Source organism: Achromobacter sp. 10T422, assembly GCF_056394065.1.
The window spans coordinates 77,502-90,538 of the sequence record NZ_JBFTHD010000007.1; the positions used below are offsets into that span (position 1 = coordinate 77,502).

Genomic DNA, 13,037 nt, shown 5'->3' on the forward strand with positions numbered 1-13,037 from the left:
CCGGTTACGAAGGCTTGGCGGACGGCCTCAGCGCATTGGTTTAACGGTCAGCCGTGGCGCAGCCAGCCAACGCCAGCGGCTTGCCCGCGTAGACCCGGCCGAAACGGTTGTTCAGCAACGCGTCCAGATCAATGGCTTCCTGGCCGACGAAGCCCTGTTGCGGCAACACACCCTGCGCCACCAGATCCAGCGCGGCGCAGATGCCGGCGGCGGTCGACAGCTGGATGGCGCTTAAGCGGTGGCCATCCACGTCCGCGCCGAACACGCGGATCGGGTAGGACTCTTCTTCCAGGCGGCCGTGGCGATGACCCGATGCCGAGGCCTGGATGACAATGACGTCCTGCTCGGTGGTGGGAATGGCCGATTCGAGAATATCTTTCAGCAGATCGCGGCGATCACGCAGGCGCAGGTCATTGAGCAGCAGCTTCATGATGTTGCAGTGGCCCGGGTAGCGCACCGATTTGTAGTCCACGTTGCGCGCGCGGCCCAGCAGCGTGGTGGGCAGCGTGCCCAAGCCGCCCGAGGTGTTGAAGGCCTCGTATTCGACGCCGTCCAGTGCAAAGGTTTCGTAGCCTTCAAGCGCCGGCACGCTGGTCAGTTGCCCGTCGACAATCGCTTCGCACGGGTTGCAGTATTCGTTGATCAGCCCCTCGGTGCTCCACGTCAGGTTGTAGCGCAGGCTGTTGGAAGGGTAGCGCGGCAGGGCGCCGACGCGCATGCGCAAGTCCAGCAAGGTGTCGAAGCGGCGGGCGAGCGCATTGCCGACGATTCCGATGAAACCCGGCGCCAGGCCGCACTGCGGCATCAGCACGCTGCGCACATCTTGTGCCAGCGCCTGGATGGCGTGGGTGCTGGCCACATCTTCCGTCAGGTCGAAATAGTGCACGCCGGCTTTCGCGCACAAACCCGCCACGGCGGTGGCGCGATGGAACGGCAGGGCGTTGACCACGGCGTAGGCGCCTTCGATGCAACGCGCAACCGATTCGTCGTCACTGATCTGCCGCGTTTCGCAGCCCAGCTCAGCCAGCACGCCCAAGCGCGCGGGGTCCTGGTCGGCGACCAACACGGCATAGTCGCCGCTGCGTTCCAGCATCAGGGCAATGGCGAAACCGATTTTTCCGGCGCCCAGCAAAACGATCGGACGAGGGGTGGTGGACATGGTGCTGCTCCTGCGATGAGGGGGATGGGTTGGCCTCATCCTATGCGTGAGCGCTGTCGATTTGTAGATCTGAAAGTGTCGTAACGGTTTAAGTTAACGTCGTTATGACTTATATAGATGTCGAAACGTCAAAAACAAAGCCCCTCGGCTTGTGGCCGAGGGGCTTTTGAAGGGGCTGTCACGGCCTTTCGGCCGGTGAATCAGCTGGCCTTGGGCGGGTAGTCCATGTTGCCGAAGGTGACCAGGCCTTCTGCCTTGGCTTGCGCCAGTTGCGATTCCACTTGGGCGCGGGTCAGCGACGTGGCGCTTTCAGCAGCGGCGACGGGCGGGTAGTCCAGGTTGCCGAACGTGACTTCGCCGGCGTTCTTGGCTTGAGCCAGTTCAGCTTGCACTTGTTGCGAGGTCAGGCTGGACTTCTGGGGGATGGCGGCGGGGTAGCCTTCTTCGCCAAACGTGTATTGGCCCGAAACTTTGGCTTGTTGCAGTTCGGCTTGGACCTGGGCGCGCGACGGGCCTTGGTCGGCTTCGGCGGCTTGAGCGCCGGCAGCCAGAACGGACATGGACAACATCAATGCGGTTGCAAGGGTTTTCATAGCAGACCTCCGGTGTCTTGTGAGCTTGGGATCCGAACCGTCTGGCGTCATTGCCGGGGGTTCGCTTGCTGTGGTCCCGATGAGATGCATTCTGTGCTCAAACAACCTCGGGATAAACCCTTATTCCCTGAAAACATCTTTCCAAAATCCGTACTAATCGATTTGAATTCTTCCGGTTGGCACCATGGGTGGCGATATTTCCATCTGATGACGCAATAGATGGTGGTCGGGCCGACGCCGCACGCCCGGCGCAAAAACACAACGCCCCGGGACGGGCCCGGGGCGATTGCGATGCGGCGAGGGGAATTCGGGAAGATCAGCGGTTCAGCTCAACCAGCGCGGCGTTGTACTCCGACTGCGCTTCCTCGAGCTTGCGCTGGGCCTTGTCGATTTTGTCTTGCTTGCCCTTGGCGCGCGCTTCCTTCAGCTCTTGTTCGCGTTCAGACACCTTGGTCTGCTTCTCGCGGACATCGGCTTCGCGCTGCGATTGCAGGCGGCTGTCGGTGCAGTGGGCCTTGGCTTCGGCCAGGGCTTTGCGCAAGCCAGCTTCGCGGCGTGTGTTGTTCTGCGCCTTGGCTGCGGCGATGTCGTTTTCGATTTCGCAGAACTTGGCGGCGCAACCGCGCTGGGCTGAGCAGTCGGTGGCGGCCTGAGCGGGCGCGATGCCGAACAGCGCGCATACGGCGGCGGCGGCCGCGAGGGATTTGATCAACGAGGGCATGCGGTGTCTCCGTAAGGCGTGGCGGAACGCCATGATCGCCTGAACCTGCCATGGCTGCAATGCGCAGGATCAATCAGCAACGGCCTGCTGGTTCGACCGGCAACGGTTCAACAGTGAGCGGTCCGCGGGACTACCGCGGACGACCCACAGGTCACCGGATCAGCGTACCCGCCAGCGCGGCGGCCACCAGCAGCGCGCCCAGCCACAGGTTGGCGCGGAACAGCATGAAATTGCGGTCGGGACGCTGGATGTCGAACACCTTCAACTGCCACGCCAGATGCAGCGCCACGGCGGCGATGCCGACCTGATACGCCCACGACAAGCCCATGGCGTAACCGCCCCAGGACCACAGCACGACGGTGGCCAGATAGAAGCCGCCGATCCACAGCTTGCCTTGGTCGCCAAAGCGCATGGCGGTGGAATGCAGGCCCAGGCTGCGGTCGTCGCGCACGTCCACATACGCGTAGATGCTGTCGTAGCCCACCTGCCAGAGCACGGCGCCTGCCCACATGGCAATGGCAGCCAACGGCACGTGATTCTGCGTGTCGGACCAGGCCATGAGCATGCCCCAGTTAAAGCAGATGCCCAGCACCACTTGCGGCCAGTACGTGACGCGCTTGCACAGCGGATAGATGAACACAAACGGCAGCACGGCCACCGCGAGCCAGCGGCTCATGTCGTTCAGGAAGAACAGCAGCGATCCGCAGACAAGCAACTGGCCCAGCAGGAACCAGACGGCGTTCTTCATCGACAACTGGCCGCTGGTCAGCGGACGGAAACGCGTGCGCTCGACGTGCTTGTCGAAGTTGCGGTCGCACATGTCGTTGACGGTGCAGCCGATGCCGCGCATCAACAGCGCGCCCAGCGAGAAGACGATCAGGCGTTGCAGGTCGGGCAGCCCGCCTGCCGTCTGGACCAGCGCGGCGATGGCCGGCAGCAGTGTCAGCCAAGTGCCGATGGGGCGGTCCAGGCGGCACAGGCGGGCGTAGGGCCGCCACGACTTCGGGAGCCAGCGTTCGACCCAGTCGGTGAAGACGATGTCGCTTAGGTCGACGGGAGGTTGTTGCGAGGCGCTCACTGTCACGGTCAGAAAATGGTCGGGAAAGCCGACAGCATAAAACAACGGCCGGGCATTGCGCCCGGCCGTGGAAGGTCAATCGCCGTTCAGGATGCGGTTTTCAGGCCGCATTGTCCTGCTGGCCACGGCTTGCTTAGGCCGTGTATTCCTTGAGCAGCTTGCCCAGGATGGCGATGCCGGTGCGGATCTTGTCTTCCGGCACGGTGGCAAAGCTCAGGCGCAGCGTGTTCGCGCGGCCCGCGCCGCTGTAGAACGGCGCGCCCGGCACGAAGGCCACGTTCTGCGCAATGGCCTTTTCCAGCAGCTTGGTGCTGTCGATGTGCTCGGGCAGAGTCAGCCAGATGAACATGCCGCCTTCCGGCTTGGTCCAGGTGACGGTGGACGGGAATTCCTGCTTGATCGCTTCCAGCATGCAGCTGCCTTGCGCACGATAGATTTCGCGCACGTTGGGCAGGTGCTCTTCCAGGAAGCCGTCTTTGACGATTTCGTAGACGGCCATTTGCGTCAGCGTGGGCGTGTGCAGGTCGGTGGCTTGCTTGGCTTGCACCAGCTTGTTGATCAGCGCGCGGCCGCCAGCGATGTAGCCCAGGCGCAGGCCGGGGGCCAGCACCTTCGAGAACGTGCCCAGGCGCACGACGTTGGCGCCGTATTCGGCGGCCAGCGCGATCAGGCCCGGTTGCGGCTCGCCTGCGTAGCGCAGTTCGCCGTAGGGATCGTCTTCGATGATGGTCAGGTTGAGCTCGGCGGCGCGCTTGACCAGCGCGATGCGGCGTTCCAGGTTCAGCGTGCGGCCGGTGGGGTTCTGGAAGTTGGGCAGCGCGTACAGGAAGCGTGCGCCGTCGGCCAGTTCAGGCGTGATGGCTTCAGGAATCAAGCCGCCTTCGTCGGTGGGCACCGGCACGAACTTCGGCTGGTACAGGCTGAACGATTGCAGCGCGCCCAGGTAGCTCGGGTCTTCAACCAGCACCTTGCTGTCTTTGTCGATCAGCACCTTGCCCAACAGGTCCAGCGCTTGCTGCGAACCCGAGACGATCAGGATTTGATCGGGGGCGACGTTGGCGCCTGCGCGGTTCAGATCGTCGGCAACCCATTGGCGCAGCGGCGCATAGCCTTCGGTCGGGCCGTATTGCAGGGCCGCGCGGCCGTTGGTGGCCAATACCTTGTCGAATGCAGCACGTACCACTTCTACCGGGAAGCCGCCGGGCGCCGGCAGGCCGCCAGCGAACGAAATGACTTCGGGGCGCTCGGTGACCTTGAGGATCTCGCGGATGGCGGAGCTGGTAAGTTGCTGAGCGCGTTCCGAAAAGGAAAACGCAGGTTCGAGAGGCTTGTCCATGGATTGCTTCTTGAAGAAGAAGGGTAAAAGGAAGAGGCGGTAGGGGGGACTGCAACAAAAAAGTATTGTCCCATACGGTAGCAGCCCGGCCCCTTTAACGCGCGGAACCCCTAAAATCACCTGCATCGAAAACCGCCTGTACAGTTACATTTACCGCTATGTTTGAAGCCGCTCCGATCGTCGCCGACTCCAAGGCCGCCCTGTACGCCGAACTGGCCGCGCAAGCGCGCGCCCTGCTCGAAGGCGAGCCCGACCGCATCGCCAACGCCGCCAACCTGAGCGCGCTGGCCTATCAGGCCTTGCCCGATCTGAACTGGGCGGGCTTCTATTTCTTTGATGGCACCGAACTCGTGCTGGGACCCTTCCAGGGCAAGCCGGCCTGCGTGCGCATTCCGCTGAATCGCGGCGTGTGCGGTGCAGCCGCCAGCCAGCGCCAGACGCAGCTGGTGCCGGACGTGCATGCCTTTCCCGGCCATATCGCGTGCGATGCCGCGTCGCGTTCCGAGATCGTTGTGCCGCTCGTGCATCAAGGCGAATTGATCGGCGTGTGGGATGTGGACAGCCCCGTGCCGGATCGTTTCGACGAAGACGACCGCCAGGGTATGGAAGCCCTGTGCGCGGTGTTCCTGGCCAGCCTGCGCTGACGCTGCGCGTGCAGGCGGCTCTGGGCAGCCCTGCGCCGCGAGTGACGGCCCGTGGCGGCCGTTGACACCGCGGCGCGCGCCCGGTAGATTTCCGCATCCGTCGCTTCATCTCGCGTGGGCAATCACGCGTTCGACTCATTCATTCATGAACCTTCAGGCCAACCAAACCGCTTCCTGCCTCCGCGCCCTGTGCGTGGTGCTGGCTGCCGTCGGCCTGAAATCCAAAAAACAGCCGCTCATCTGACCGGAGCATGCTGTTCCGTCAGATGGGCGACGGAACAGCGGCCTCTTGGCGGCGCATCAGCGCCTCTGCGCGCACCCCTGATATCCCGAGCACTTCTGTACGGTCCAACCACGGTCGTTACACCGAAGGAGTGTTCTCTCATGTCGACTCAACAATCTCTTTTCCAGGGCGTCTGGGTGCCGCTGGTGACGCCGTTTTCCGGCGGCGCCGTGGATGGCGGCGCCTTGCGCAGACTGGTGCGCCATTACGCCGCGGCCGGCGTGGACGGGCTGGTCGTGTGCGGCAGCACCGGCGAGGCCGCGTCGCTGGATGACGCCGAGCAACTGGCCGTGCTGGACGCCGTGCTGACCGAAGCCGGCCGGCTGCCCGTGATCATGGGCCTGGCCGGCAACCATCAAGGCCATGTGTTGCAGCGCCTGTCGGCGTTTGCCACGCGCCCGCTGGCCGGCATCCTGGCGCCCGCGCCGTACTACGTGCGTGCCGGGCAAGAGGGCGCCGCCGCCTATTTCCGCTGCCTGGCCGATGCGTCGCGCTTTCCCCTGGTGCTCTACGACATTCCCTATCGCACGGGCACAACGCTGGAGACATCGACCTTGTTGTCGCTGGCCGCGCATCCGAACATCGCCGCCATCAAGGATTGCGGCGGGTCGCTGGAGAAGACGCTGGCGCTGATCGCCGATGGCCAGATGAACGTGCTGGCGGGCGAAGATCTGCAATCGCTGTCCGTGCTGTGCCTGGGCGGCACCGGCATGATCGCCGCGGCGGCCCACATCCGGCCCGATCTGTTCGTGGCGATGCATCAGGCTGTGCGCGCGCAACAGCTCGACCTTGCCCGGCGTTTGTTCCAGGCCTTGGTGCCGGTGATCCGGCTGGCGTTCGAAGAGCCGAATCCCGGCCCGCTGAAGGCGCAACTGGGCCGCCAGGGCTTGCTGTCCGAAGAGCTGCGCATGCCGATGCCCGTTGCCAGCGCCGCGCTGGCCGCGCGCCTGGATGCGGCGGTTGCGGGCTTGAACCGCCAGTTTCCCTGCCAGTAGCCGGAAGTTAAGCCGTGATCAACGTGGCGTCCCACCCTTTGTGTTGCTCGGAATCATTTAGTAATAAATGGCTTACCGGGAAGCTGACGGATTGCTTATGATGCGGCCATTCTTCGGGGTGAAATCAAACGTTCATGGCCCAAGCTTTTGAAGCCTTATCCGCCTGGCAGGTGATGCTGGCGGGGCTGCTGTTCTTCGGCGGCATCTATCTGGTCTTCGGCGCGGCGACGTGGCTGCTGACGCAGCATGTGTTGCCGGCGTTGGGGCTAGGCCGGCCGCTGGACCCGCGCCCCTTGGCGCCGGGTCAGCTGCGGCGCGAGTTTGCGCAGTCGGGGCTGTCCATTCTGTTGTTCGGCACCGGCATGATCTTCCCGTGGGGCCTGTTGAAGCTGGGCTGGGCGCATCTGGACCCGGACCCGAGCTGGCAAAAAGTCGTGGTTGAAATCCTGGTGCTGGTGGCCTGGAACGACGTGCATTTCTGGATCAACCACCGGCTGCTGCACACCAAGCCGCTGCGCCGCTTCCATCTGCCGCATCATCGGTCGGTGGTGACCACGCCGTTCTCCACCTATAGCTTTCACCCCATCGAAGCGCTGATGCTGGGCAACGTGATCATGCTGCCGATGGTGCTGCATGATTTCAGTTTCTGGGCGCTGGCCTCGGTGCCGCTGTTCAGCCTGTTCTTCAATTGCATCGGGCATGCCAACTACGATTTCTTTCCCAAGGTGTCGTACGCGCATTGGTTCGCGGCCAGCCGCCGCCATCACCTGCACCACGCTTGCTACAACGGCAATTACGGCTTCCAGTTCACGTTCATGGACCGCCTGTTCCGCACGCGGCTGAAAGCCGAAGCGGCGGGCCCGCAGCTTGATGCTTTCCAGCGCAGAGAATCGCTTGGCGGACGGGCCTAGCCGCTTCCGGCTGCCGTCGCTGCGCAATCGTCGCGACTGGCAAAGCCTGGCGTATCTGGCCGCGCTGCCTGCGCTGGCGGCCTGGCAATGGGTCTACGGATTCTGGTGGCCGCTGTACGCGTTGATGCTGTTTTTGACACTAGGCATCGGCGTCATTCACCACAACCACACGCACATCAGAATGTGGCGCGGCCGGTGGACCAACCGCGCCACCGACTTCTGGATCACGCTGCTGCAAGGGCATCCCACCTTCGTGTTCTATCCCGCGCATGTGGCGAACCACCATCGTTTCAAGCATGGCGCACGCGATGCCGCGCGCACTTATCGTTTTGGCGGCGATACGAATCATCTGTGGGGCTATGTTTTGCACCCGTTCCAGGCTGGCTGGGTGCTGTATCCGATGTTCTTCGCGTGGCTTGGCCGCTTGCGCCGCCATTGGCCGGGCGCATGGCGCTACTGCATGGCGCAGTACGGCGTGTGGCTGGGATTGTGGGGCGGGCTGATTGCCTTGAACCCCGTGAAGGCGCTGGTGTTCGTGATCGTGCCGCAGTTGCACGGACTGCACTGGCTGCTGGCTACGAATTACCTGCAACACGCGCATGCCGACGGCGGACCCCGCCACGTCGCCGGGCTGAATTACGCGCGCAATTTCGAAGGGCTGGTCAACCCGCTGTTGTTCAACATCGGCCTGCATACCGCGCATCACGAGCATCCGCGCGCGCACTGGTCCGAACTGACCCGTCTGCATCGCGAGCACTACCGCCACCACGTCAATCCGGCGCTGAACGAAGCGGGGCTTACGCCCTACATGTTCCGCGTCTTCGTGCTGGGCGCGGTGGTGCCGCGCTTTCGCAGCCGTTCATGCATGGCGCCCGAGCACATTCGCTAGCGCCGCCATTCACCATCCACTAGAGACCCGCCCATGCCTATCGCGTTCAATCGTGTCTATCTGGAGAGCGCCGGCTACTTCATGCCGGGCGAGCCCGTGTCCAACGACGCCATGGACAGCTACATTGCGCCGCTGAACCGGATGTCCAGCCGCATCAAGAGCCGCATCCTGGCCGAGAACGGCATCAAGCAGCGCTACTACGCCATCGACCCCGAAGGCCAGACGGTGTTCACCAACGCGCAACTGGCCGCCAACGCCATTCGCGATTGCCTGCGCCGCCACGACAGTGACCTGTCTGCCGTGTCGTTGCTGACCAGCGGCTCGTCGGGCGGAGACGCGTTGATGCCCGGGTTTTCGAACATGATCCAGGGCGAGCTTGCCGCGCAGCCGATGGAGACGCTGTCCGTGCATGGCATTTGCGCAGCCGGTGTGTCGGCCATTCAGGTGGCGGCGCAGGGCGTGGAAATGGGCGGACACGCCAGCGCGTTGGCCGTGGCCAGCGAACTGCCGTCGCGCCTGTTCAAGCGTTCGCGCTTTGCGGCGCGTGGCTACGATGCGGACTTCGATGCGCACTTCCTGCGCTGGATGCTTTCCGATGGCGCGGGCGCGCTGCTGCTGGGCAACAGCGGCCGCGCGCTGCCGGGCGCGTCAAGCGGCGTGCGCCTGAAACTGAAGTGGGTGCACCAGCGTTCGTTCTCGGGTGACTACCCGGTGTGCATGCAGCTGGGCCTGTCGGCGGACCGCAACAAGGGGCACCTGGATTACCCGTCGTGGAACGAGGCCGAGGCCGATGGCGCGCTGTCGTTGCGCCAGGACATCCGCCTGCTGCCGCACCTGTTCGACATCGGCATCCACGAGTACGCCAAGCTGGTGCGCGATGGCTGGCTGGACCCGGACAACGTGGACCATTTCCTGTGCCATTACTCGTCGGAAAAATTCATCCCGGTGGTGGAAGACCTGATGGAGAAGGCTGGCCTGGTGATCCCGCGCGAGCGCTGGTTCAGCAACCTGGCGTGGCGCGGCAATACGGGCGCGGCGTCCATCCTGATCATGCTGGCCGAATTCCTGGAAACGCGTGAGGTGAAACCGGGCGAGCAGATCTTCTGCTACATCCCCGAGTCGGGCCGCTTCATGGCGGCGTACATGCTGCTGGAGGCCGAAGCGGTGCACGCGGCGCCGGCGGGGCTTTCTGCGGCGGGGTCGGCGGGGGCTTCGGCTGCAACGTCGGATTCCTCCCCGGCTGCGGCTTACGCGGCGGCCCCGGCCACCCCCTCGCCAAGACTCGACGCGCAAAGCGAAGACGCCGACGCCATCGCGCCGCCGCATGATCCCGACATGGCGCCGCAAGGCCTGGGCCAGTTGCTGACCGAACTTGCGGCGATCTGGCACGACTATCGTTCCCGCGTGTGGCGCACGCCGGTGGTGCGCCGCTTGCGCAACCGCCAGTTCCAGACGGCCGACTACCTGAACTGGATGGAGAACTGGATTCCGCAGGTGCGCGAAGGCAGCAAGTGGATGCGTGAAGGCGCGGCGTCACTGTCCGAGCAATACGCGCCGCTGGCCGGGCTGATCGACATGCATGCCGGTGAAGAGCAGAACGATTTCCAGATCCTGTTCCAGGACTACCGCAACGCGGGCGGCACGGTGGACAGCATCGACGCGCTGCGCCGCAACCCGGGCGGCGAAGCGCTGAACGCCTATCTGCACAGCCTGGCCGCCACGCGTGACCCGATCGGCCTGCTGGGCGCGATCTACATCATCGAAGGCACTGGCCAGCGCATCGTGCCCGCGCTGCTGCCGCTGCTCAAGGCCAGCCTGTCGTTGCCGCCTGACGCCTTCCGCTTCCTGGAATACCACGGCCATAACGACGAGCATCACTTGGCGCGCTGGCTGTCGGCCGTGGAACTGGCGCTGGACTGCGATGAAGACGGCCGCGCCGAACAACGCATCGTCGACACCGCGCGCCGCACGGCTGCGCTGTATCTGATGCAGTTCTACCACGTGATGGAGGGCGATGCGGCATGAGCACGGAACCCGAATTCCTGTCCAAGCCGCACGACCCGGCCGACCCCAGCCCGTGGCTGGCTTTGTACCTGGACCGCAGCACGCCGCTGCCGGACAAGGTGAAAAAAGCCTGGCTGACGGATTCCAGCTGCGCGTCGCGCCAGTACCTGCTGCCGTTCCTGCGGCCGCTGGCGCGCGCTTTCATCATCCTGATCCAGGTGGTGAAGACCTTTTTGCCGCGCCGCTGGTCGCATTCCAAGCTGCTGCATCGCATCCTGGCGTGGGGCCTGAAGCGCTTCGTGTCGCCGGAAGCGAATTGGCTGATCCTGCGCCACTTCCATCTGGGCGCGCAGGCGCTGGCCTTCATCGCTGCGAATTCGCCGGTACCCATCACGACGACGCCGCTTGAGCCGATGGAGATCGACGACCTGAAGGACGAGCTCTTCGTCAAACATGACCTGAACCTGTTCAACTTCGTCATCCGGCTGAATCAGGCGCTGCGCGAAGCGGGCGTGGAAATGCATGCGCCCCAGACGGTGGATTTCTCGATGATCCAGGACCCGCCGCTCAAGCTTGAAGACATGCCGCAGGGCAAGCTGAACTTCCTGGACCTGCAAAGCGCCATCGAACTGTTCACTCCGCTGTATCAGCTGATGCTGACCGATAACGACTTCTGGCGCGCGTGCAATTCCCTGCAACTGGACGAGACCATCGGCATCTACGCGGCCAAGCTGCTGGGCGCGCCGCAGCATCTGATTCTGGTGAACAACAGCCATCCGCTGGTGCCGCTGTCGACCTTGCGCGCGGGTTACCGGCTGGTGCTGCATGGCTTGTCGACGGAAATGCTGCACAGCCTGCTGATGGAGATGAAGGCGGCGCAACAGGGCGCGGAGCCGCCTGCGCCGATTGCATAGCAAAGCGGTCAGGACAGGGCACAACTTGGTGTAGACCCTGCGTTACACGGAAAAAAGCCTGCGTTATATTGCGTCCCTTGTTCGGCGAGCCGCGCCGGGCCGCGTTCGCATCGCGTGATTCTCCGTTGCGTGAGTCTTGATTCCGGAAGTGCCTCTTATGCCTCAGCCTATTGAAGTCATCGCCACCATTTTGTTCGCCGTGGCGGTTCTTCACACGTTCTCGGTGCCATTTTTTGCGCGTCTGGCGCATCGTGGCGGACCGCATGCGGGCTTCTGGCATCTGTTTTCTGAAGTTGAAGCCGTGTTCGGCGTGTGGGCCTTTGCGCTGATCGTGGCCATGGCCGCGCTGTCGGGCCCGGCCAGCGCCGTCAACTACATGGACACGCGCAACTTCACCGAGCCGCTGTTCGTCTTCGTGATCATGGTGGTGGCGGCCAGCCGGCCGATCCTGGAAATGGTGGGGCTGATCGTGCGCATCGTGGCGCGCGGGCTGCCGCTGCCGCGAGAACTGGCCACGTTTTTCGTGGTGATGGCGCTGGTGCCGCTGGGCGGTTCGTTCATCACCGAGCCGGCCGCCATGACGCTGGCCGCCATCCTGCTGCGCGACGCCTACTTTCGCACGAGCGGCCGCGCGGGCTTCAAGTACCTGACGCTGGGTGTGCTGTTTGTGAACGTGTCGATTGGCGGGGTGCTGACGTCCTACGCCGCGCCGCCGGTGCTGATGGTGGCGTCTACCTTCGGCTGGGATTCGACCTTCATGGTGCAGCACTTCGGCTGGCGCGCGGCCATTGCCGTCTGCCTGAATGCCGGTCTTTTGACCTTCATCTGCCGCAAGGCGCTGATGGAGCGCTCGGTGGGTACGGGCGGTGGTGTGGATGCGCCGGAAGGGGCGGATGCGCGCCCGCCAGTGCCGGCCATCGTCATCCTGGTGCACATGGTATTTCTGGTGGCCGTGGTGCTGACCGCGCACCATCCTGCGATCTTCATGGGTCTGCTGATGATGTTCATCGGCTTTTCGGAAGCGTACAAGCGCCATCAGAACCGCCTGCTGATCAAGGAAGGCCTGATGGTGGGCTTCTTTCTGGCCGGTCTTGTGGTGCTGGGCGGCCTGCAGAAGTGGTGGTTGCAGGACTTGCTGGGCGGACTGGAACCCTTCGTGCTGTTCTGGGGCGCCACCGCACTGACGGCCATTACGGACAACGCCGCGCTGACCTACCTGGGGTCGCTGGTCGAAGGCACCAACGAAGCCTGGCGCTACATGCTGGTGGCGGGCGCCGTGACGGGCGGCGGGTTGACCGTGATTGCCAACGCGCCCAACCCGGCGGGTTTCGCCATCCTGAAGAACCACTTCCCGGACGGCAGCATTTCGTCGGGCCGTTTGTTCCTGTCGGCCCTGGGGCCGACGCTGGTGGCGGCGGTGATGTTCCTGCTGCCGGTCTGAGCGGACCCGCCCTGGCGGACCGGGGGGGCGGCGCCCCTCGGATCGGCCCCGGGGCCGCCTCGACGGACA

12 protein-coding genes are annotated in these 13,037 nt (G+C 64.1%); 7 read left to right on the plus strand and 5 right to left on the minus strand.

Annotation, left to right across the window (positions count from 1 at the left end; genetic code table 11):
• Positions 1 to 40: 40 nt before the first annotated feature.
• The 5 genes from AC1DB0_RS19530 to AC1DB0_RS19550 form a co-directional block, all read right to left on the minus strand.
• Positions 41 to 1,159: a saccharopine dehydrogenase family protein gene (locus AC1DB0_RS19530; RefSeq protein WP_476757469.1), complete on the minus strand. Its 1,119-nt coding sequence runs from the start codon at positions 1,157 to 1,159 to the stop codon at positions 41 to 43.
• Positions 1,160 to 1,359: 200 nt separating this feature from the next.
• A complete protein-coding gene (locus AC1DB0_RS19535; RefSeq protein ID WP_082386897.1) occupies positions 1,360 to 1,752 on the minus strand; it encodes a DUF4148 domain-containing protein in 393 nt (130 codons plus the stop codon).
• A gap of 316 nt (positions 1,753 to 2,068) precedes the next feature.
• On the minus strand, positions 2,069 to 2,473 hold the full coding sequence (locus tag AC1DB0_RS19540) for a DUF1090 domain-containing protein (RefSeq protein WP_391565071.1): 405 nt from the start codon (positions 2,471 to 2,473) through the stop codon (positions 2,069 to 2,071).
• 151 nt (positions 2,474 to 2,624) lie between these two features.
• Entirely contained in the window at positions 2,625 to 3,551 is a 927-nt protein-coding gene (gene ubiA, locus AC1DB0_RS19545; protein ID WP_054421359.1) for a 4-hydroxybenzoate octaprenyltransferase, read from the minus strand.
• Between the two features lie 133 nt (positions 3,552 to 3,684).
• Complete coding sequence (locus tag AC1DB0_RS19550; RefSeq protein WP_054420809.1) at positions 3,685 to 4,887, minus strand: aminotransferase-like domain-containing protein; 1,203 nt, start codon at positions 4,885 to 4,887, stop codon at positions 3,685 to 3,687.
• A 158-nt stretch (positions 4,888 to 5,045) separates the two neighbouring features.
• Here AC1DB0_RS19550 and AC1DB0_RS19555 point away from each other — a divergent pair, with 158 nt between their 5' ends.
• The 7 genes from AC1DB0_RS19555 (at position 5,046) to AC1DB0_RS19585 (ending at position 12,968) form a co-directional block, all read left to right on the plus strand.
• On the plus strand, positions 5,046 to 5,531 hold the full coding sequence (locus AC1DB0_RS19555; RefSeq protein ID WP_054420808.1) for a GAF domain-containing protein: 486 nt from the start codon (positions 5,046 to 5,048) through the stop codon (positions 5,529 to 5,531).
• Between the two features lie 384 nt (positions 5,532 to 5,915).
• Positions 5,916 to 6,809, plus strand: coding sequence for a 4-hydroxy-tetrahydrodipicolinate synthase (gene dapA, locus AC1DB0_RS19560; RefSeq protein ID WP_054420807.1), 894 nt, complete (start codon positions 5,916 to 5,918; stop codon positions 6,807 to 6,809).
• 134 nt (positions 6,810 to 6,943) lie between these two features.
• Entirely contained in the window at positions 6,944 to 7,720 is a 777-nt protein-coding gene (locus AC1DB0_RS19565; protein WP_054420806.1) for a sterol desaturase family protein, read from the plus strand.
• A complete protein-coding gene (locus AC1DB0_RS19570) occupies positions 7,704 to 8,609 on the plus strand; it encodes a fatty acid desaturase (protein WP_082386896.1) in 906 nt (301 codons plus the stop codon). Before AC1DB0_RS19565 ends, AC1DB0_RS19570 begins: the two co-directional genes overlap by 17 nt.
• A 33-nt stretch (positions 8,610 to 8,642) precedes the next feature.
• The gene (locus tag AC1DB0_RS19575) at positions 8,643 to 10,634 is read left to right on the plus strand and encodes an iron-containing redox enzyme family protein (protein WP_476757470.1); all 1,992 of its coding nucleotides are present in this window, start codon (positions 8,643 to 8,645) and stop codon (positions 10,632 to 10,634) included.
• Complete coding sequence (locus tag AC1DB0_RS19580; protein ID WP_054420803.1) at positions 10,631 to 11,527, plus strand: DUF6999 family protein; 897 nt, start codon at positions 10,631 to 10,633, stop codon at positions 11,525 to 11,527. Before AC1DB0_RS19575 ends, AC1DB0_RS19580 begins: the two co-directional genes overlap by 4 nt.
• Positions 11,528 to 11,684: 157 nt before the next feature.
• Positions 11,685 to 12,968: a putative Na+/H+ antiporter gene (locus AC1DB0_RS19585; protein WP_054420802.1), complete on the plus strand. Its 1,284-nt coding sequence runs from the start codon at positions 11,685 to 11,687 to the stop codon at positions 12,966 to 12,968.
• The last annotated feature ends 69 nt before the right edge of the window (positions 12,969 to 13,037 follow it).

What these genes read in the sequence shown, in the direction of transcription:
- AC1DB0_RS19530 (WP_476757469.1), bottom strand. Translation starts at nt 1,159, where the DNA reads ATGTCCACCACCCCTCGTCCGATCGTTTTGCTGGGCGCCGGAAAAATC.
- AC1DB0_RS19535 (WP_082386897.1), bottom strand. Translation starts at nt 1,752, where the DNA reads ATGAAAACCCTTGCAACCGCATTGATGTTGTCCATGTCCGTTCTGGCT.
- AC1DB0_RS19540 (WP_391565071.1), bottom strand. Translation starts at nt 2,473, where the DNA reads ATGCCCTCGTTGATCAAATCCCTCGCGGCCGCCGCCGCCGTATGCGCG.
- AC1DB0_RS19550 (WP_054420809.1), bottom strand. Translation starts at nt 4,887, where the DNA reads ATGGACAAGCCTCTCGAACCTGCGTTTTCCTTTTCGGAACGCGCTCAG.
- AC1DB0_RS19555 (WP_054420808.1), top strand. Translation starts at nt 5,046, where the DNA reads ATGTTTGAAGCCGCTCCGATCGTCGCCGACTCCAAGGCCGCCCTGTAC.
- dapA (WP_054420807.1), top strand. Translation starts at nt 5,916, where the DNA reads ATGTCGACTCAACAATCTCTTTTCCAGGGCGTCTGGGTGCCGCTGGTG.
- AC1DB0_RS19565 (WP_054420806.1), top strand. Translation starts at nt 6,944, where the DNA reads ATGGCCCAAGCTTTTGAAGCCTTATCCGCCTGGCAGGTGATGCTGGCG.
- AC1DB0_RS19575 (WP_476757470.1), top strand. Translation starts at nt 8,643, where the DNA reads ATGCCTATCGCGTTCAATCGTGTCTATCTGGAGAGCGCCGGCTACTTC.
- AC1DB0_RS19580 (WP_054420803.1), top strand. Translation starts at nt 10,631, where the DNA reads ATGAGCACGGAACCCGAATTCCTGTCCAAGCCGCACGACCCGGCCGAC.
- AC1DB0_RS19585 (WP_054420802.1), top strand. Translation starts at nt 11,685, where the DNA reads ATGCCTCAGCCTATTGAAGTCATCGCCACCATTTTGTTCGCCGTGGCG.